This is a genomic window from Youhaiella tibetensis (assembly GCF_008000755.1).
GTDB lineage: Bacteria > Pseudomonadota > Alphaproteobacteria > Rhizobiales > Devosiaceae > Paradevosia > Paradevosia tibetensis.
The window spans coordinates 4,005,003-4,023,554 of record NZ_CP041690.1; the positions used below are offsets into that span (position 1 = coordinate 4,005,003).

Here is an 18,552-nt window from a genome sequence, read left to right on the forward strand (position 1 = left end):
GCTTGGTCCTTTCAGGCGACGGTGAAGCCCTTCACGAAGGGATCGCGATCATCGAGGAAGATGGTGTTGTAGCCGGTGATCCAGGCCTGGCCGGCGATCGAGGGCACGATGGCCTTGTAGGGCCCGACCTGCGTCTCGGCCTCGACCTTGCCGACGAAGAGGCTGCCGATGATGCTTTCGTGCACGAACGTGTCGCCGACCTTGAGATCGCCGCGCGCCGCCTTCTGCGCCAGTCGCGCCGAGGTGCCGGTGCCGCAGGGCGAGCGGTCGATGGCCTTCTCGCCGTAGAACACGGCATTGCGCGCATCGGCCTTGGGGTTCTTGGGGCTACCGGTCCACATCACGTGGCGCAGGCCGTTGATGGTCGGGTATTCAGGGTGCTGGAAGGTGTATTTCTCGTTGATGAGTTTTCGCGCGATCGGGGAAAGCCGCTGGATTTCGGCGGCTGAGAATTGCTCCATATCCTCGAAACTCGGCTGGCTCTCGAAGATGGCGTAGAAATTGCCGCCATAGGAGACGTCGAACTTGAGCGGCCCGATGCCGGGGAGGTCGATCTCGAGGTCGGTTGCGTAGAGGAATGACGGCACGTTGGTGATCTTGACGTCGATGACGTGCCCGGCATTGTCCATGGTGTATTCGGCTTCGATGACCCCGGCCGGCACTTCGAGGCGCAGCTTGCCCGGCACCTTGGGGGTCACGAGCCCTTCCTCGATCATCACCGTCACCGTGCCGATGGTGCCGTGCCCGCACATAGGCAGGCACCCCGAGGTCTCGATGAAGAGGATCGAGCCGTCCACGTCCTCGCGCAGCGCCGGATAGAGGATCGAGCCGCTCATCACGTCATGGCCGCGCGGCTCGAACATGAGGCCCGTGCGGATCCAGTCGTATTCGGCCAGGAAGTGCTCGCGGCGCTCGTTCATGGTGGCGCCCTTGAGGTCGGGGCCCCCGCCCGCGACCACGCGCACCGGGTTGCCGCAGGTATGGGCGTCTATGCAGAAAAAGCTCTTCTTGGTCATTGGAACCGCGCGATGTCGAAAGGTGAAAGATCGGCCGTGTCGCGGCCCGCGACAAGGTCTGCGACCCTGCGGGCGGTAACGGCGGAAAGCGTGAGGCCGAGATGGCCATGCCCGAAGGCGAAGACGATGCGCTCGTCCTTGGGGTGCCGGCTGATGACGGGCACGGAATCGGGCGTCGACGGACGCCGCCCCATCCACTCCTTGCCGCCCTCGGGAAGCGATGGCACGTAGCGGCGCATCTTGGTGCGCATGGCCTTGGCGCGCCCGAAATTGGGCGCGGCCTGCGGCTTGGCCAGCTCCACCGCCCCGCCCACGCGCAGCCCATCGACCAGCGGGGAGGCGATGAAGCCGTGATCGCCGAAGCCCACCGGCATGGGGAGGTTCCACCCCAGCTCGGTAAAGCCAAAAGTGGTGTTGTAGCCCCGCTCGGTCTCGAGCAGGATCCTCAGGCCAAGCCCGCGGACCAGTTCGCGCGACCAGACGCCCGAGGCCACCACGACCTTGTCGAACACGGATTCGCCGTTTCCTGCTACGACCACGATGCCGTTTTCGGTCTGCCGCAGCGCCTGCGCCCGGCTCGCAACGAAGCTGGCGCGTTCGCGCCAGAAGGCCTGGTAGCGGCGCAGCACCGTCAGGGGATTGGAGACCATCCAGTAGACCGGCTGGCGAACGGCGCCGAAGAACGGGCCCTCCAGCTGCGGGACCAGTTGCCGGGCCGCCTTCGGCGAGATCCGCTCGAATTCGTAGCCTAGAGCGGACCTAACCTTTTCGGCCTCATGGACCGCCGCCGCAGTACTTGCCTCGTCGTCATGGACCGAGACGAAGCCGGTCTGGCGCAGGTGCCCGAAGACACCCGCCTTGCGTCCCAGTTCCTGATGATCGGCGAGAGCCGTCTTCATGAGCCCGGTCAGCGCCAGGCGGGTGCGCGCTTCCTGGCGCGAATTGGCGTTCATCAGGAAGGCCAGGAGCCAGGGTGTCAGGGCCGGCACGTCGGTCCAGCGCACCGTCAGCGGCCCCAGCGGATCGAGCAGCCAACGCGGCACGGTGGTGAAAATGCCGGGACTGGCGATCGGCGCGATCTCGGGCAGCGCCAGCAGCGCGGCATTGCCCGATGAGGTCGGCAGGCCATCGATATCCGGCTCGAAGACGGTGACTTCGTGGCCTTCATCGATGAGCCAGGTGGCGGCGGCCGACCCGATGATGCCGGCGCCGATTACTGCAACGCGCGCCATCTAGCGATCCTCAAGGCGAATGCCGCTGGCGGTCGTGCGCACCAGGTAGGACTGAATCTGCTGGACGATCTGGGCCCCATGGACGGCGCCGAGCTCTTCGCACAGATCCGGGTCGCGGGCCGCGATCGCATCGACGATGGCCTCGTGCTCATCGACGTATTGACGCGGCAGACGGTCATCGAAGCTCGAATAATAAAGCCGCAGAATGCGCCGTCCCTCATCGAGCAGCCGGGTAAACAGGCCGCTGAAATAGGGATTGCCGCCGGCCTGGGCGATGGCGACATGGAAGTCACGATTGGCCCCGATCATGCCCAGGGCATCGCGCCGCGTCACCGCTTCGGAAAAGGCGGCCTGCTGGCTGCGGATGGCAATGAGGTCCTCGGCGGTATGGTGGATCGCCGCCGAGCGCGTGGTGACGCGATACATCAGCGTCAGCGCTTCGAAATAGACAGGAAGCTGCGTGAAATCGATCGGCGAGACAATGGTGTTCCGGTTCGGTAGCGTCGTAACCAGCCCTTCGGCCGCCAGCCGCACCAGCGCCTCGCGAACCGGGGTGCGCGACATGCCGAACTCTTCGGAGAGCCCGACCTCGTCGAGCGCGCTGCCCGGTTCGATCGCCAGCTCGAGGATCGACTGGCGCAGCCGTTCATAGATGGTCTGGGCGCCCGACCCACGTGGGCGTGCGACCGTTTCGGACTTGTCCTCGGGTGCTGTCATGGGGTTCTCCAGAAGGCCCCACACTATCCCGTATCCAATTTGTCGACAACTAGTCCTGTGGCGCCAGCCCTTCGATCTGGGCGTTGACCTGGACCTCGCTCACCTCTTCGAGGAATTCAGCGATGCGATCGAGTTCGGCGTCCGAAAACTTGTCCATCACCGCCCCATAGGATTGGCGCATGTACCGGTAGAACGCGATGGGCTCGGCGGCCTTTTCGCGGTTGAGCTCGATGAGCACGCTGCGCCGATCGGTGGGATGGGGAACGCGACTGATGAACCCCGAGCTTTCCAGCCGATCGAGCAGAGCCGTTCCCGACCCGGAAGAGAGCCCGAGGTGGCTGATGATCTGCTTGGGGCTGAGCGCCTCGTCGGAATCGTAAAGATAGCCGATGCAGGCAAGGTCGGTGGGATGCAGGCGCAGTTTCTTGGCCGCGAAGGCGCTGGCGTGATCGGACCAATAGACGATGCGCCGCAGCCCCAGTCCGACGCGACGCATGCGCTGGGCGCGGGTCAGCTCCACTCTTGACGATCTACCTGCCATCAACTATCTCGACCATAGAGTAATTCGGCAATAGAGATATAGCCGATCTTCCCATTGAGCAACACTCCGGAAACACAGATGTCGCGTCTTCAAGCAGTTCAGTCAACCGGCGCCGCCCTAGAGGACAAGCTGCCCCGTGCAAATGCCGTCGAAGCCGTACCTGCCCCTGCGACGCCCGAGACAACACCGGCGGCCGAAGGCAAGGCCGGACGCAAGCGCCCGCCTGCCCGCAAGATCGCACGCATCCTCGTCGTGTTTCTCCTGCTGCTCCTGGGTTGGTACGTGGCCACCGATCGCCTGGCGCCTTCGAGCTCCGGGGGCGCCGTAACCGCCTTTACGACGCAGATTTCTCCCCGCGTAGCGGGCGTCGTCACCGAGGTGCTGGTCGCCGACAACCAGGAAGTGAAGTCGGGCGACGCGCTCTTCGTGCTCGATCCGCGTCCATTCGATCTCGCCGTGCTGCAGGCCGAGGCCAATCTGGCCCAGGCCAACCAGGGCGTGGATGCCTCGACGGCCGCCCTCTCCTCCTCCCAGGCCCGCGTCACCCAGGCCGAGGCGGCCCTCGAAAACACCCGCGCCAGCGTCGCGCGCACCCAATCGCTGGTGGAGCGCGGCGTCGCCGCCCAGGCCATGGCCGACAAGGCCACCGCCGAGCTCAAGTCTGCCGAAGCTTCACTGGAGGCCGCACGTGCCGACCTCGCTGCCGCCCTCCTCAAGGCGGGCGGCAAGGGCGTGAGCAATCCGCAGATCCAGCTCGCCCAGGTCCAGCTTCAGCAGGCCGAACTCAACCGCACCTTCGCCACTATTACCGCGCCGACCGATGGCGTGATCACCAACCTGCGCCTGGCGCCCGGCCAGTTCGTCAATGCCGGCTCCCCTGCCCTGACCTTCATCGGCAGCGAGCGCCCATGGATCATGGTGGACATGCGCGAAAACCAGCTCGCCAACGTGCAGCCGGGCGCCGAGGTCAGCATTCTCTTCGACGGTCAGCCCGGCAAGATCTTCAAGGGGCGCGTCCAGGGTATCGCCTGGGGCATCGATCCCGGCCGCACCTCGGCCAACGGCCTGCCGCAGAACCAGTCCTCGACCCGCTGGTTCGAACCCGCCCGCACCATGCCCGTCCACATCGAACTCGTCGAAGGCGACTGGCCCGCCAATGTGCGCGTCGGCTCCAAGGTCAACGTGGTGGTCTATGCGGGCGGCCAATCCAACCCCTTCGCCTGGATCGCGGGCGGCCTGCAGCACGTCCATTCCTACCTCTCGTTCCTCTACTAGGAGAGGCGCCCCATGTACGTCGCCCCCAGGCCCAGAGAAGAAGACGATCCGAACTTCGCCATCCGCCTTTCCATCATCCCGGTGGTCGGACTAGCCCTGGGTATCGTCCTGCAATCGCCCATGGCGATGATCTACCCGACCCTGATGTATTCCCTCATGGCCGGGCAGCGGAAGGCGCTCAATGTCGGGCGCGCCCTGGGCGGCCCGCTCGCCTTCATCGTCATGCTCTGGCTCATGTCCTGGGTGGTCTCGCTGACCATCAACCTGCCGCTGGTCATGGTCGCGGTCATGACGCTGATCTTCTTCGCCGGTTTCTACATGATCGGCAAAACCGGTAAGCCTGCCGGCATGTTGGTCATCGTATCTGCGCTCATGATGTCGATACTGGGTACGGGCAGCTACATGGCCATGACGGTTCTGCGCGACGAGATGTCCAAGGCCGCGCTGGCCTCGACCGTCATCACGCCGCTGCTTTATCTCCTCATTCCGCCCGGGACCCGCGAGAAGGCGGTCGACGTCTATGCCCCCTTCCATGAGGACCAGCTCGCGCTGCGGGCGGCCATCCGCGCCGGCGTGCTGCTGCTGTTTTCCCTCTGGCTCTACGCGGTGATCGACACCACCAACCTGATGCTCGCGGTTTCGGCGGTGTTCGTGCTCACCTTCCCCACCAGCGAAACCATCTTCGCCGAGGCCAGGGAGCGCAGCCTTTCGACCGTGATGGGCGGCATCGCCGCGCTTGCGGTTCTGGCCGTTCTCACCTTCATCGCGCAACTGCCGGTGCTGCTGGTGCTGGCCTTCCTCGCCACGCTGTTCTTCAGCCAGAAGATGATCACCGGGCGCCATCCCGCGATGGTCTATCAATATGCCGCCTCGGCGATGATCTCGATGGTAGGTGGCGCCCTTGCGACCCAGGAACCGGGCTATGCCTTCCTCACCCGCGCGGTCCTCACCATCGCCGGCGCCATCGGCGCGGCCTTTCTCACCTCGCTCCTCGAAGCCCTGCTGCTCAAGCCCGCGCCCGCTGCCGTAGATGCCGCCCCAGAAGCGATCTCATGAGCGGGGAGCGGCGCATACCCAACTTCCGGCTGAAACTGCGCCGGCCGGACATGGTGATCGACGCCGCCCTCGAGGTCTTCGCCCGCGATGGGTTCGAGAAGGGGCGCGTCGAGGAGATTGCCCGGCGCGCCGGCGTCACCAAGTCGGCGGTCTACCACCACTTCCCCTCCAAGCTGGCGATCCTGGAGGCCCTGATCAGGCGCTATTGCCTGCCCGAGACACCCGGCGCCACTATAGAGGTCCTGATGGTCGAACTGACCCTGGGCAAGGCGCGCGCCGTGCTCGACCTGGTCCTGGCCGAGTACCGCGTCTTTCCCGAACTCGCCCGGCTCTATTGGGACGAAACGACAAGGCGCGTTTCCGAGCGCGCCGCACTCAGCCTCGAGGACGCAGCCGCGCTGACCCGCGCCGCGCTCTCCCGCATCGTCCTCGAACGCGTCTTCGGTCCCGTCGCTAGAGCCTGACGGCCGCCCTGCCGATCGTGAAGCCCTCCACGATCCGGTCGAGATCTCCCGCCTGCGCCTCGGTCTGCTCGATAGCGGCGTTGGTCTGCTCGACCAGAGCCGCGTTGTGCTGGGTGATCTCGTCGAGCTGGCGCACCGCCGCCGAAACCTCCGAGATCGCCGACGCCTGATCGCGGCTGGCGCGCGCGATTTCGATCATCGCCTCGCTGTTGGCCTTGATGGTTTCGAGCATGCTCGAAAGCGTCTGGGTGGCGTCCGCCACCAGCCGGGCGCCGGCTTCGACGTCGCGCCCCGACCGCTCGATCAACCCCCCGATCTCGGCCGCCGCTTCGGCCGCCGACTGCGCCAGACGGCGGACTTCGACCGCCACCACCGCAAAGCCGCTCCCCGCCTCGCCGGCCCGCGCTGCCTCGACCGAGGCGTTGAGCGCCAGAAGGTTGGTCTGGAAGGCGATGCCCTCCATGGTCTCGACGATGGTGGCGATTTGCGCCGACGATTGCGTGATCTTCTCCATCGCCGCCGTCGCTGATCGCATCACCTCGTTACCCGCTTCCGCCCGGCGCGAAGCGAGCTCGGCCTTGACGCCGGCTTCCTCGGCGCGCCGGGCGTTTTCGGCGACCGTGCCCGCCACCTGTTCGATGGCCGCCGAAGCCTCTTCGATCGTCGACGCCTGGCGCGAGGTGCGCCGCGAGAGATCATTGGTGCCCACGAGGATTTCGGAGGTCGCGGTACGCACCGCGCTCGAAGTCGCCCGCAATTCGCCGACGATCGACGATAGCCTGTCCCCTACCGCGTTGACGTCGGCCTGCAGGGTCGCGAACGCGCCCTTGTAGTCACCGCCCATACGTTGCGTCAGGTCGGCGCGTGCCATCGAGGCGAGTACCGCCGTGGTCGCCGATATCCCCGATTCCACCCCCGCCATGAGGTTGTTGACCGAGCCGGCCAGACGCGCAATCTCCCCGCCGGCATCGCTGATCGAAACGCGGCCCGAAAAATCCCCCATCTCGGCCGCCGACACCACGCGCCCGATCTCCTGGTTGAGCTCGGCCGTCTGGGCACTGATGCGGTCGAAATAGGTGCTGACGGCAATATCGATATCGATGAGCACCGCCTTGACCAGGGCGGAGAGGGATGCGGCGAGCGCCTCCTGCTCGGCCTCTGCCTTCCTGGCCCACCCCGGCGCCCACCCGGCGCGACGCTTCGAGAACCCGCGGACGACCCCGCCCAGCAGCGTCTCGATGATCAGCCCGTACCCGCCGATATACCACCGGGGCGCCAGCCCGATCCGCGCATGGACATTACCCACCACATTGGCGCTGGCGAAGTAATCCGCATCCAGCGCCCCGCGCGCGATGGCGCTCCAGTGGCGCCCCTGGCGCTGGCGCGCATGCTCGAGCTGGGCGGGGCCCGAGAAGTGGTGCGCCACGTCCGAAACCGTGGCGATCTTCTGGTAGAAGCCGACCAGGGCATGCGGCAAGTGCTCCTGGAGCAGCGGCTCGATAGCGCGGATGCGCCCCAGCGCCGCCTCGTCCAGTCCGATGAATTGCAGCCGCTCAGCGAGCGCGGCTGGGGAAGTGATGGTCTCGGAGGCAGTCATCGTAACGCTTTCTCTGGTTTCGGCGCCCAGCCGGCCGCAACCCGCGCCCTATGCGCGGGCGGCCGGGCGCCCAGGCGATTGGTCGAGAAGTCTAGAAAACGACAAAGTACGGTACCGTACATATATTTAGGTTAACTGTGGACTAACGCCGAAACCGGTTCGACCGGCCCGGGTGCTGGACTAAGCCTTGGGCGTATGGGAACCTTGCCACTCTCGGACCGCCCCGTTTTCAACCGCGTCATCCTGGCCCTGCGGCCGGAGGCGCAGGCCTTTATCGCCTCGCGCGTCGAGACCAGGGCGATCGAGGCGGGGATGGTCCTCAAGGAGGAAAACGAACCCCTCACCCATGCGATCTTCCCCCAGCTCGGCATCCTTTCGATGATGGCCGAGATGAGGGACGGACGGACCGTGGAGAAGGCCTCGATCGGCAATGAGGGCTTTGTCGGCTTCACCTACCTGATGGGCGGTTCCTCGGCCGTCTCGCGCACGGTCGTGCAGGTCTCGGGCTACGCCTCCTGGCTCTCGATCGAGGATCTCGAAGAAGCCATGTCGCGCTTCGTCTGCTTTCGCGAAGCCATGCTGCGCTATGCCAAGGCGCTGATCGTCCAACTGATGGAAACGGTAGCCTGCAACAGCCTGCATACCGCCGAGCAGCGCGTCAGCGGCTGGCTGTTGATGGCGAACGACCGAATGCAGGGCGGCTCCTTCAACCTGACCCAGGAAGCGCTGGGCCGCGCCCTGGCGCTACGCCGCGCCACCATCTCGGAGATTTCCTCGGACCTTTTGCGCGACGGGGCCATTTCCTATTCGCGCGGCCAGGTGACGGTGCTCGATCGCGACCGGCTCCATGCGCATGCCTGCGAATGCTACGACCGCATCGCCAGCGCCCAGCTCCCGCCCGGCTAGGCCTCCCCGAGGAAAGGGCTCCTCACTCGAATCTCTGGATGGCCGCCTCTGGCAAGGCGAGCGCATTCGAAGGCGCGTCTGGAATGACCTGCCGGACGCAGGAAGAGATGAGACGATGAGCGTTGAGAGGAAGTGGCGGAGAGAGAGGGATTCGAACCCCCGATAGAGTTGCCCCTATGCCGCATTTCGAGTGCGGTGCATTCAACCACTCTGCCATCTCTCCGCGAGACGCTTGTTCCCGCGCTGGGTGCACGGGTGGTCGACAGGATCGGGCTTATGGCATAGCAAAGGCCGGCCTGCAACACCCAATCCCAGCAAAATGGACAGGTCTTTGTCCCAACCGCTTTTCGTCTATGGAACACTGATGGATGGCGACATGCGCCGCGCCGTGCTGGGGCGCGAAACGGCGCTGTTCCGGGCCGAGGCGCCGGGCTTCCGGACGGTGTTCTTTCCCGGGCGCGTCTACCCCGCCCTCATCGCCACTGAGGGCGCGAGCGCCGTTGGATTTCTCCTCGACGGCCTCACCTCCGGCGACTTCGACGCGCTCGATCGCTACGAAGAGGACGAATACGAACGCCGGCCGATCGAGGTGCTGGAGGGCACCCATCGCCTTCTTGCGCAAACCTATTGGCCGCTGGCGTCCATCCCTGCCGATTCGCTTCCCTGGATGCTCGAGGACTGGCAACGGAACCACAAGGTGCGCGCCCTTGTTGAGGCGTTCGAAGTTCACAGCCGTTAGCCGCATGCGTTCACAAGCGCTTGCACGCCTTGATCACGCGCGCTTCCTCACGTCACTGTGAGCCCATGCAAGCAAGGGAGACACGCAAAATGACCCAACGTCGTTCTGTCATCGCCGGACTGGCTGCACTTCCCCTCATCGGCCTGCTGCCTCGCGGCATGGCTTTCGTCCAGGCTGCGGCCCTGGGCGGGGACACGCTCGCTACCGCCTCGGGCGATGTCACCATCCATCCCATCCATCACGCCAGCCTCATCATCGCCTGGGGCGACCAGGTGGTCTATGTCGATCCGGTCGGCGGCCCGTCGCTTTACCAGGACCTTCCTTCGCCCACGGCCATCCTCATCACCCATGCCCATGGCGACCATTTCGATCCGCCTACGCTCGAAGGCATCGTGGGTGACGCCACCATCCTCACCACCGACCAGGTGCTCGGCAAACTGCCGGCAGGCCTCAAGGACAAGGCCAGCGCCGCCGCCAATGGCGATAGCGTCGATTTTGCCGGCATCAAGCTCGAGGTGGTCCCGGCCTACAACACCACCCAGGATCGGTTGCAGTATCATCCCAAGGGCGTGGGGAACGGCTACATCCTCAATATTGGGGACAAGCGCGTCTACGTCGCCGGCGACACCGAGGACATTCCCGAGATGCGCGCCCTCACCAATATCGATATGGCATTCATTCCAATGAACCTGCCCTATACGATGGACATCAACCACGCGGCCGACGCCATCAAGGCGTTCAAGCCCAAGATCGTCTACCCCTACCACTACCAGGGCACGAAAGTGGAAGACCTGCCCGCCCTGGTCGGCGATGCCGCCGAGGTCCGCCTGCGCGACTGGTACAAGGAGTCCTGAATGCAACAAGCCGATATCCTCGCAAGCTCGGCCGGCGACATCACCATCACGCCGGTCCACCACGCCAGCCTGGTGCTCGGCTTTGATGGGCTCACCGTCTATCTCGACCCGGTCGGCAGCCCGGACCGCTATTCGGACCTGCCGCGCCCCGACCTCGTGCTCCTTACCCACGAGCACGGCGACCACCTGAGCCCGGAAACCCTGGCGGCCCTGGTCGGACCGCAAACCCGCCTCATCGGCGCCAGGGTGGCGATCGAAAAGCTCGATGGCGCGCTGGCCGACAAGGCGGAGATCATCTCCCATGGCGAGACGGTCGACATCGACGGCCTGGGCATCACGGCGGTGCCCGCCGAAAATATCTCGCCCGAAAAACTCAAATACCACCCGCCAGGGGTCGGCAACGGCTACCTGCTGCGCTTCGGCGGCAAGACCATCTATGTCTCCGGCGACACCGAGGACACGGCCGAGATGCGCGCGCTCACCGATATTGCGGTGGCGTTCCTGCCCATGAATCAGCCTTATACGATGACCGGCCAGCAGGCCGCCGACGCCGTGCGCGCTTTCCGCCCGCAAGTGGTCTACCCTTTCCACTACCTGGGCGGCGCCGAGAACGAGGTTTTCGCCACCGAGCTCCTGGGCGAGCCGGGCATCGAAGTGCGCCAGCGCGATTGGTACGTGGAGGACTGACCGCCCCCCGAGCCTCACTTGACTCTTGGGGCGTTTGCCGCGATAAGCCCATCCGAATTGCGTGCGGGGCAACCCGTGCGCTTTTTGAACTTGAAACCGCTGCTTGAGGCCGCCGGCCGGATGCAAATCCGGCAAGACGATCCGAAGTCCGCAGGAAGGCGTTTGGCCTGCGGCGCCGCAAAGCGCGAAAAAGGGACCGGAGCTATTGCTGTTCCGGCATGTGAACAATGACTTTCGCAGTCATCAAGACTGGCGGCAAGCAGTACAAGGTTGCCGCAAACGACGTTCTCAAGGTCGAAAAGCTCGACGCTGAAGCCGGCACCATCGTGACCTTCGACCAGGTCCTCATGGTTGGCGACACCGTCGGCGCCCCGATCGTGGAAGGCGCGCTCGTCGCCGCCGAGCTGATCGAGACCCGCAAGTCGAAGACCGTTATCGTCTTCAAGAAGAACCGTCGCCACAATTACCGCCGTCGCAACGGCCATCGTCAGCTGCTCTCGACCGTGCGGATCACCGAGATCCTCACTGGCGGTGCCAAGCCGACGATCGCTGCCAAGCCGGCCAAGGCCGCTGCTGCCACCGAGACCGTGACCGAAGCCAAGCCGGCCAAGAAGGCCGCCGCCAAGGCCGAGGCCCCGGCCGCAGAGGCCAAGGCTCCGGCCAAGAAGGCTGCGCCCAAGAAGGCCGCTGCCGAAACGACTGAAACCGAGGCCAAGGCCCCGGCCAAGAAGGCTCCGGCCAAGAAGGCCGCCCCGAAGGCCGACAAGGAATAAGGACGAACTCAGATGGCACATAAGAAAGCAGGCGGTTCATCCCGCAACGGTCGCGATACCGCTGGCCGCCGTCTCGGCGTCAAGAAGTTCGGTGGTGAAGCTGTCATCGCCGGCAACATCCTGGTCCGCCAGCGCGGCACCAAATGGCATCCGGGTACCGGCGTGGGCCTGGGCAAGGATCACACGATCTATGCCCTGGTGGACGGCACCGTCACCTTCCGCACCCGCGCCAATTCGAAAGTCTTCGTGTCGGTCCAACCGGCAGAAGCAGCTGAATAACCCGGTGAGGACGCTGCGTACCCTGCCGGAGATCGATCCCCGGCAAGGCGCGCGATAGCCCAACGCGGCCAGAAAAATCCGAAAGGGGAATCGGTCTTCCGGTTCCCCTTTTGCTTTTGGATGGTTGAAATGAGTGGGATCGACCTCAAGACTGCCCTGCCGCTGCGGATAGAGACCGAGCGGCTCACCCTGAGGCCGCCGATGCGTGCGGACGTGTTCGACCTGGTGGACCAGGCCAACAATCCCCGTATCGCCCGCATGCTCAAGCGCATGCCGCACCCCTATACCAAGGCCGACGCCATCGGTTTTGTCGACATCACCGCCCAGCGCGAAGCCGAGCGCGCCTATGTGGTCACCATGAAGCGCGGCACTCTGGTGGGAGTGGCCAGTTTCATGTTCGCCCACGGGCATCCACCCGAGATCGGCTACTGGTTCGGCGAATATTACTGGGGCCGCGGCTTCGCCACCGAGGTGGTCAGGGCAATGGTCTGCACCGCCCACGATACCGGCCATTTTCCGGTAATCTGCGCCCAGGCCCTGGCCCACAACTACGCCTCGGCCCGCGTCCTTGAAAAGGCCGGCTTCGGGCGCACCCATACGAGCGTGGACGCCGAAGGCGTCACCAAGGGCAAGTCCGTCATTCACTTCCGGCTGGAGAAAGCGGAGGAGGCAGCATGAGCGAAGTTCTCAAGACCGAGCGGCTCGTCTTGCGTCCCCAGGCGGCGCGAGACGCGGATGCCATTGTAGCTGGATTGTCCAATTTCGAGGTGGCCAAGTGGTTGCCCCTGGTTCCCTATCCCTATACCCCGGCAGGTGCCGCCGAATGGCTGGCTCAACTGCCCGACGCGCCTCACGCCGGCAAGGCGATCTTTACGATCGAACTGCCCGGCACGGGCATGATCGGCACCGTCAGCATCGCCGCCGAACTCGGCTACTGGCTGGCGCAGCCCCATTGGGGGCGCGGCTACATGACCGAGGCCGCCCAGGCCTTGCTGCGCTGGTATTTCGCACAGCCCGAATGTGCTGACGAGGTGCTCTCGAGCGCCGATGCCGACAATGCAGGATCGCGGTCGGTGCAACGCAAGCTCGGCTTCGTCGAGACTATCCGCGAGACGCGTTTCTCCAAGTCCCTCAACGCTCAATACGAATGGGTCGGCACCGCCCTGACCCGCGCCGCCTTCGAGGAGCGTTTCCGATGAAGGCCACGCTCAACACAGAGCGCTTGATCCTGCGCCTGCCCGAGGTCGGCGATGCCGAGCGGATCGCGTTCTATCTCAACAATCTGGCGGTCTCGGGCAACCTGGCGCGCGTACCCCACCCCTATTTCCTGGGCGACGCAAAGGCCTGGCTGCGCACGCGGCGCGACGACCTGCCGCCAGAGGAAACCAACTTCACCATCGAAGTGCCCGGCCAGGGGCTGGCGGGCGCCGTCGGCTACCATATCGGGCTGGGCGGACAGCCGGTGATCGGCTATTGGCTGGGCCAGCCCTTCTGGGGGCGCGGCTACATGACCGAGGCTGCCCGCGCCGCGCTCGACTGGTATTTCGCCGTCACCGATGCCGACCGTATTCTCTCGGGCGTCTTCGAATTCAACATCGCCTCGCTCAACGTGCAAAAGAAGCTCGGATTTACCGAGATCGGCCGTTCCTCCATGCATTGCCTTGCGCGCAACGCCGAGGTGCGCCATATCGACACCGAACTCACGCGAAAAGCGTGGATTGGACAGCAACGATGAAATTTCTCGACCAGGCCAAGATTTATATCCGCTCCGGCGACGGCGGCGGCGGCTCCGTCTCTTTCCTGCGCGAAAAATTCGTCGAATTCGGTGGCCCGAACGGCGGTAACGGCGGACGCGGCGGCGACGTCGTCGTCGAATGCGTCGACGGCCTCAATACGCTCATCGACTATCGCTACCAGCAGCACTTCAAGGCCAAGACCGGCACCCATGGCATGGGCAAGAACCGCACCGGCGCCAATGGCGCCGACGTGGTGCTGCGCGTGCCCGTCGGCACGCAGATCTTCGAGGACGACAACGAAACCCTCATCGCCGACATGACCGAGGTCGGCCAGCGCGTCGTGCTGCTCTCGGGCGGCAATGGCGGGTTCGGCAACGCCCATTTCAAGACCTCGTCCAACCAGGCCCCGCGCCATGCCAATCCCGGCCAGGAAGGCACGGAAAAATGGATCTGGCTGCGCCTCAAGCTCATCGCCGATGCAGGCCTTGTCGGTCAGCCCAACGCCGGCAAGTCGACATTCCTGGCCGCGGTCTCGGCCGCCAAGCCCAAGATCGCCGACTACCCCTTCACCACCCTCCATCCCAACCTGGGTGTGGTCAAGATCGGCGAGCGCGACTTCGTCCTGGCCGATATTCCCGGGTTGATCGAGGGCGCCCATGAGGGCATCGGGATCGGCGACCGCTTCCTGGGCCACATCGAGCGCTGCAACGTGCTCATCCACCTGATCGACGGCACCCAGGACGACGTCAAATCCGTCTACAAGGGCATCCGCAACGAGCTCTTCCTCTATGACGAGCTGCTCGCCGAAAAGCCCGAACTGGTGGTGCTCAACAAGATCGACGCCATCCCCGAGGACGAGGCCAAGGAAAAGCTCAAGACCTTGAAGCGCATTTCCAAGGCGCCGGTCTTCGGGATTTCCGCGGCAACCCACCAAGGCATGGACGCCGTGCTCTACGCCGTCGTCGACGTCATCGACCGGACCAGGGCCGAACGCGAGGAAGCGGCGCGCCGGGCCATCGAGCCGAACTGGGCGCCGTAAAGCAAATGTCTGGGGGGAACAATGCTTTGGCGCCCTACCGGCGCCTCACGGTCAAGATCGGCTCGGCCCTTCTTGTGGACGGCCAGACCGGCAAGCTGCGTACGCAATGGCTGCGAGCCTTGGCCAGCGACATCGCCGCGCTCAAGGCCGAGGGACGGGACATCGTCATCGTCTCTTCGGGCGCCATCGCGCTCGGACGCCGGCTCCTCAAGCTCGACGCCATTGCCCTGACGCTCGAGCAGAGCCAGGCCGCCGCCTCGGCCGGCCAGATCGCGCTGAGCCAGGCCTGGGCGGAAACGCTGGGCGAACACGGCATCATCACCGGCCAGATTCTGATCACGCCCAATATCACCGAGGAGCGGCGCTACTACCTCAACGCGCGCACCACCGTCACCACGCTGCTCTCGCTCGGTGCAGTGCCGATCATCAACGAGAATGACAGCGTCGCCACCGCCGAAATCCGCTATGGCGACAATGACCGGCTCTCGGCGCGTGTCGCCACCATGATCGAGGCCGATTGCCTGGTGCTGCTCTCCGATATCGACGGGCTCTATACCGCCCCGCCGAGCAAGGACCCTTCGGCCACGCACCTGAGCGAAGTCGCTGCCATCACCCCGGCGATCGAGGCCATGGCCGGCGGCGCCGCCAGCCACCTGTCGCGCGGCGGCATGACCACCAAGGTCGAGGCCGGCAAGATCGCGACCCAGGCTGGAACCGCCATGATCATCGCCAAGGGCACCGCCGACCACCCGCTCAAGGCGCTGGTCGAAGGCGGCAAGCATACGCTTTTCCACCCTGTGCAGTCGCGGGCCCAGGCGCGAAAGCGCTGGATCATGGGGACGCTCGAGGTCGCCGGCTCGCTCGAGGTCGACGCCGGGGCCGCCCGCGCCCTCATGACCGGCAAGAGCCTCTTGCCTATCGGGGTCACGCGGGTGCGCGGCGAGTTCTCGCGCGGCGACGCCGTTTCGATCCTAGACCCGAATGGGCACGAAGTGGCCCGGGGCCTGGCGGGCCTCGACAGCGACGAGGCCAACCTCGTCAAAGGCAAGAAAAGCGCGGTGGTGATCGAACTGCTCGGCATCGGCAACAGAGCCGAGTTGGTGCATCGCGATAATATGGTATTGCTCCTGGGGGCGGAGGCAGCAACGAGATGAGCGTACACAACCTGGCCGAGAAGCACGACGTCAAGGCGCTCATGGCCGATATGGGCAAGCGCGCCCGCAGGGCCGCTGCCGTGCTCGCCACGGCGAGCGCCGAACGCAAATACGCCGCGCTCATCGGCGCCGCCCGCGCGATCGACAAGCACCGCCCCGAGATACTCGCCGAGAACCAGCGCGACATGGAAGCCGGCCGCCAGCGCGGCATGACCAAGGCCTTCCTTGACCGTCTGCTGCTGACCGAAGCGCGGCTCGACGGCATCGTGGACGGCCTGCGCACCATTGCCGACCTGCCCGATCCGGTAGGCACCGTGATCGCCGAATGGGACCGGCCGAACGGGCTTCACATCCAGCGCGTCCGCACTCCGCTTGGCGTCATCGGCGTCATCTTCGAAAGCCGGCCCAATGTCACCGCCGATGCGGGCGCACTGACGCTCAAGTCGGGCAACGCCGTGATCCTGCGCGGCGGCTCGGACTCCGTGCACTCGGCCATGGCGATCCATGCCTGTCTCGTGGAGGGCCTGACCTCCGCCGGCCTGCCGGCGGATGCCATCCAGTATGTTCCCACCACCGACCGCGAAGCGGTTGGCGAGATGCTCAAGGGGCTTGGCGGCAATATTGACGTCATCGTGCCGCGTGGCGGAAAGACCCTGGTCGCCCGCGTCCAGGAAGAGGCGCGCGTCCCGATCTTCGCCCATCTCGAGGGCCTGGTTCACACCTTCATCGACAAGAGCGCCGACCTCGACATGGCGGTGAGCGTCGTGGTCAACGCCAAGATGCGCCGCACCGGCATTTGCGGGGCCACCGAAACCCTTCTCGTGCACCAGGACATTGTCGAGTCCCATCTCAAGCCGGTCATCGATGCGCTGATCGCCAAGGGTTGCGAGATTCGTGGCGACGAAACGGTGACGCGCCTTGTCCCCGCGGCCATCGCGGCAACCGAAGAGGACTGGCGCACCGAATACGAGGACGCCATCATCTCGGTGAAGGTCGTCCCCGACATCGATGACGCCATCGCGCACATCAACACCTATTCCTCCCACCACACCGAAGCGATCATTTCCGAGGACCCGGTATCGGTCCAGAAGTTCTTCAGCCGCATCGATAGCGCCATCCTGCTGCACAACGCCTCGACCCAGTTCGCCGATGGTGGCGAGTTCGGCTTCGGCGGCGAGATCGGTATCGCCACCGGCAAGATGCATGCGCGCGGCCCTGTGGGCGTTGAGCAGCTGACGAGCTTCAAGTACCTGGTGCAAGGCACGGGGCAAACCCGTCCTTGAGGTTCCCTGTCCAGAAGATCCCCGGTATCACCGAGCTGCCGCTCTCTGCGCGCGGCATGAAGATCGGCCTCTTCGGAGGCAGCTTCAATCCCATCCATGACGGGCACCTGCTGGTAGCCGAGCAATGCCTGCAGCGCCTGGGACTGGACGCCGTCTGGTTCCTGGTGTCGCCCGGCAATCCGCTCAAGAACCATGACGAACTGGCCCCGCTCAGGGATCGCGTGGAGGACGCCCGCGCCCTCCTCGACCATCCGCGTATCAAGGTGACGGGCTTCGAGGCCGCGCACGGTTTCCGCTATACCTACGACACTCTCAAATTCCTGACCCAGACCCTGCCCGACCGCAACTTCGTCTGGATCATGGGCGCCGACAACATGGTGAGCTTCCACAAATGGGACCGCTGGCGCGAGATCGCCAACATGCTGCCCATGGCTGTCTATGTGCGCCCCGGGTCCTCGCGCAAGGCCCCGGGATCGCTGGCCGCCACCGCCTTCGCCCGCTACCGGCTGGACGAGGACGACGCCCCGCTCCTCGCCACCTGCGAACCGCCGGCCTGGGTCTATCTGCACGGCATCATGTCCGGGCTTTCCTCATCGGTCATCCGGGCGCAACGCAAGGATGCCAAAATTGCCAAATGACGCGCCGACCCTTGCAGAGCGCACAGGCAAGGCGCATATTGGCGATGTGACTTTGGAAGTCACTGAATGGGATGAAGCGCAATTCTTACTGCACAACGACCCCTTCGAACCCGAAACCAAGGAATGATCGACCACGCATGACCCATGCTCGTGAAGCAGGGGAACAGGCCATTTGCTGATGACCACATCCCCCAGACCATCCTTCGAACCATCTGCCGCCGCCGCGGAACGCCCAATGATCGACGTAATTCTTGAGACCCTTGACGACGCCAAGGCGGAGCAGACTGTCTCTATCGATATCACCGGAAAGTCCTCGCTCACCGACCATATGGTGGTGACGTCCGGACGCTCGCACCGTCACGTCGGCGCCGTCGCCGACCAGGTGGAGAAAGCCCTGCGTGGGGCCGGCTACGGCAAGCCGCGCATCGAGGGCCTGCCCCATTGCGACTGGGTGCTGGTGGATGCCGGCGATGTCATCGTCCACATCTTCCGTCCCGAAGTTCGGGAATTCTACAACATCGAGAAGATGTGGCAGGCAGAGTTCGCCGCCGACGCGCACTAATCTC

23 protein-coding genes and 1 tRNA gene are annotated in these 18,552 nt (G+C 65.0%); 18 read left to right on the forward strand and 6 right to left on the reverse strand.

Features of this window, described 5'->3' with window-relative positions:
• Positions 1–11 precede the first annotated feature (11 nt).
• From FNA67_RS19620 to FNA67_RS19635, 4 genes are read right to left on the reverse strand one after another with little or no spacing between them, the layout of a single operon-like run.
• On the reverse strand, positions 12–1,016 hold the full coding sequence (locus tag FNA67_RS19620) for a 4-hydroxyproline epimerase (RefSeq protein ID WP_147657772.1): 1,005 nt from the start codon (positions 1,014–1,016) through the stop codon (positions 12–14).
• Entirely contained in the window at positions 1,013–2,248 is a 1,236-nt protein-coding gene (locus tag FNA67_RS19625; RefSeq protein ID WP_147657774.1) for an NAD(P)/FAD-dependent oxidoreductase, read from the reverse strand. The genes FNA67_RS19620 and FNA67_RS19625 overlap by 4 nt, the downstream gene beginning before the upstream one ends.
• A complete protein-coding gene (locus tag FNA67_RS19630) occupies positions 2,249–2,965 on the reverse strand; it encodes a GntR family transcriptional regulator (protein ID WP_147657776.1) in 717 nt (238 codons plus the stop codon).
• Between the two features lie 49 nt (positions 2,966–3,014).
• Positions 3,015–3,506 (reverse strand): MarR family winged helix-turn-helix transcriptional regulator, encoded by a 492-nt coding sequence (locus FNA67_RS19635; protein WP_082202280.1) that lies wholly within the window; start codon positions 3,504–3,506, stop codon positions 3,015–3,017.
• Between the two features lie 78 nt (positions 3,507–3,584).
• Between FNA67_RS19635 and FNA67_RS19640 the strand changes: the two genes are divergently transcribed.
• From FNA67_RS19640 to FNA67_RS19650, 3 genes are read left to right on the forward strand one after another with little or no spacing between them, the layout of a single operon-like run.
• The gene (locus FNA67_RS19640; protein ID WP_147657778.1) at positions 3,585–4,781 is read left to right on the forward strand and encodes an HlyD family secretion protein; all 1,197 of its coding nucleotides are present in this window, start codon (positions 3,585–3,587) and stop codon (positions 4,779–4,781) included.
• 12 nt (positions 4,782–4,793) lie between these two features.
• On the forward strand, positions 4,794–5,837 hold the full coding sequence (locus FNA67_RS19645; RefSeq protein WP_147657780.1) for an FUSC family protein: 1,044 nt from the start codon (positions 4,794–4,796) through the stop codon (positions 5,835–5,837).
• Positions 5,834–6,301 carry a TetR/AcrR family transcriptional regulator gene (locus FNA67_RS19650; protein ID WP_147657782.1) on the forward strand — a complete coding sequence of 156 codons (468 nt, stop codon included), beginning with the start codon at positions 5,834–5,836 and terminating at the stop codon, positions 6,299–6,301. The genes FNA67_RS19645 and FNA67_RS19650 overlap by 4 nt, the downstream gene beginning before the upstream one ends.
• Here FNA67_RS19650 and FNA67_RS19655 read toward each other — a convergent pair.
• Entirely contained in the window at positions 6,291–7,898 is a 1,608-nt protein-coding gene (locus tag FNA67_RS19655; RefSeq protein ID WP_147657784.1) for a globin-coupled sensor protein, read from the reverse strand. The genes FNA67_RS19650 and FNA67_RS19655 overlap by 11 nt on opposite strands.
• Positions 7,899–8,093: 195 nt before the next feature.
• On the opposite strand from FNA67_RS19655, the gene FNA67_RS19660 reads away from it, so the two are divergent.
• Positions 8,094–8,804: a Crp/Fnr family transcriptional regulator gene (locus tag FNA67_RS19660; protein ID WP_147657786.1), complete on the forward strand. Its 711-nt coding sequence runs from the start codon at positions 8,094–8,096 to the stop codon at positions 8,802–8,804.
• 133 nt (positions 8,805–8,937) lie between these two features.
• Here the strand turns inward: FNA67_RS19660 and FNA67_RS19665 are convergent.
• Positions 8,938–9,027 (reverse strand) — tRNA-Ser (locus tag FNA67_RS19665).
• A gap of 108 nt (positions 9,028–9,135) precedes the next feature.
• Here FNA67_RS19665 and FNA67_RS19670 point away from each other — a divergent pair.
• From FNA67_RS19670 to rsfS, 14 genes are all read left to right on the forward strand, one after another.
• Positions 9,136–9,543, forward strand: a complete 408-nt coding sequence (locus tag FNA67_RS19670) for a gamma-glutamylcyclotransferase family protein (RefSeq protein ID WP_170267370.1) — start codon at positions 9,136–9,138, stop codon at positions 9,541–9,543.
• Between the two features lie 89 nt (positions 9,544–9,632).
• A complete protein-coding gene (locus FNA67_RS19675; RefSeq protein ID WP_170267371.1) occupies positions 9,633–10,397 on the forward strand; it encodes an MBL fold metallo-hydrolase in 765 nt (254 codons plus the stop codon).
• Positions 10,398–11,084, forward strand: a complete 687-nt coding sequence (locus tag FNA67_RS19680) for an MBL fold metallo-hydrolase (RefSeq protein WP_147657792.1) — start codon at positions 10,398–10,400, stop codon at positions 11,082–11,084.
• 227 nt (positions 11,085–11,311) lie between these two features.
• Entirely contained in the window at positions 11,312–11,857 is a 546-nt protein-coding gene (gene rplU, locus FNA67_RS19685) for a 50S ribosomal protein L21 (protein WP_049706783.1), read from the forward strand.
• Positions 11,858–11,869: 12 nt separating this feature from the next.
• Positions 11,870–12,136, forward strand: a complete 267-nt coding sequence (gene rpmA, locus FNA67_RS19690) for a 50S ribosomal protein L27 (protein ID WP_035038179.1) — start codon at positions 11,870–11,872, stop codon at positions 12,134–12,136.
• A 129-nt stretch (positions 12,137–12,265) separates the two neighbouring features.
• The gene (locus FNA67_RS19695; protein WP_049706784.1) at positions 12,266–12,814 is read left to right on the forward strand and encodes a GNAT family N-acetyltransferase; all 549 of its coding nucleotides are present in this window, start codon (positions 12,266–12,268) and stop codon (positions 12,812–12,814) included.
• Positions 12,811–13,335 (forward strand): GNAT family N-acetyltransferase, encoded by a 525-nt coding sequence (locus FNA67_RS19700; protein ID WP_147657795.1) that lies wholly within the window; start codon positions 12,811–12,813, stop codon positions 13,333–13,335. The genes FNA67_RS19695 and FNA67_RS19700 overlap by 4 nt, the downstream gene beginning before the upstream one ends.
• The gene (locus FNA67_RS19705) at positions 13,332–13,871 is read left to right on the forward strand and encodes a GNAT family N-acetyltransferase (RefSeq protein ID WP_170267372.1); all 540 of its coding nucleotides are present in this window, start codon (positions 13,332–13,334) and stop codon (positions 13,869–13,871) included. Before FNA67_RS19700 ends, FNA67_RS19705 begins: the two co-directional genes overlap by 4 nt.
• Positions 13,868–14,911 (forward strand): GTPase ObgE, encoded by a 1,044-nt coding sequence (gene obgE / locus FNA67_RS19710; protein WP_147657800.1) that lies wholly within the window; start codon positions 13,868–13,870, stop codon positions 14,909–14,911. Before FNA67_RS19705 ends, obgE begins: the two co-directional genes overlap by 4 nt.
• Positions 14,912–14,916: 5 nt before the next feature.
• Positions 14,917–16,065 carry a glutamate 5-kinase gene (gene proB, locus FNA67_RS19715; RefSeq protein WP_049706787.1) on the forward strand — a complete coding sequence of 383 codons (1,149 nt, stop codon included), beginning with the start codon at positions 14,917–14,919 and terminating at the stop codon, positions 16,063–16,065.
• Positions 16,062–17,348, forward strand: a complete 1,287-nt coding sequence (locus tag FNA67_RS19720; RefSeq protein WP_147657802.1) for a glutamate-5-semialdehyde dehydrogenase — start codon at positions 16,062–16,064, stop codon at positions 17,346–17,348. The genes proB and FNA67_RS19720 overlap by 4 nt, the downstream gene beginning before the upstream one ends.
• Positions 17,345–17,986 carry a nicotinate-nucleotide adenylyltransferase gene (locus FNA67_RS19725; protein WP_244616404.1) on the forward strand — a complete coding sequence of 214 codons (642 nt, stop codon included), beginning with the start codon at positions 17,345–17,347 and terminating at the stop codon, positions 17,984–17,986. The genes FNA67_RS19720 and FNA67_RS19725 overlap by 4 nt, the downstream gene beginning before the upstream one ends.
• The gene (locus FNA67_RS22010) at positions 17,976–18,113 is read left to right on the forward strand and encodes a hypothetical protein (protein WP_170267373.1); all 138 of its coding nucleotides are present in this window, start codon (positions 17,976–17,978) and stop codon (positions 18,111–18,113) included. Before FNA67_RS19725 ends, FNA67_RS22010 begins: the two co-directional genes overlap by 11 nt.
• A 108-nt stretch (positions 18,114–18,221) precedes the next feature.
• Complete coding sequence (gene rsfS / locus FNA67_RS19730; RefSeq protein WP_147657804.1) at positions 18,222–18,548, forward strand: ribosome silencing factor; 327 nt, start codon at positions 18,222–18,224, stop codon at positions 18,546–18,548.
• The last annotated feature ends 4 nt before the right edge of the window (positions 18,549–18,552 follow it).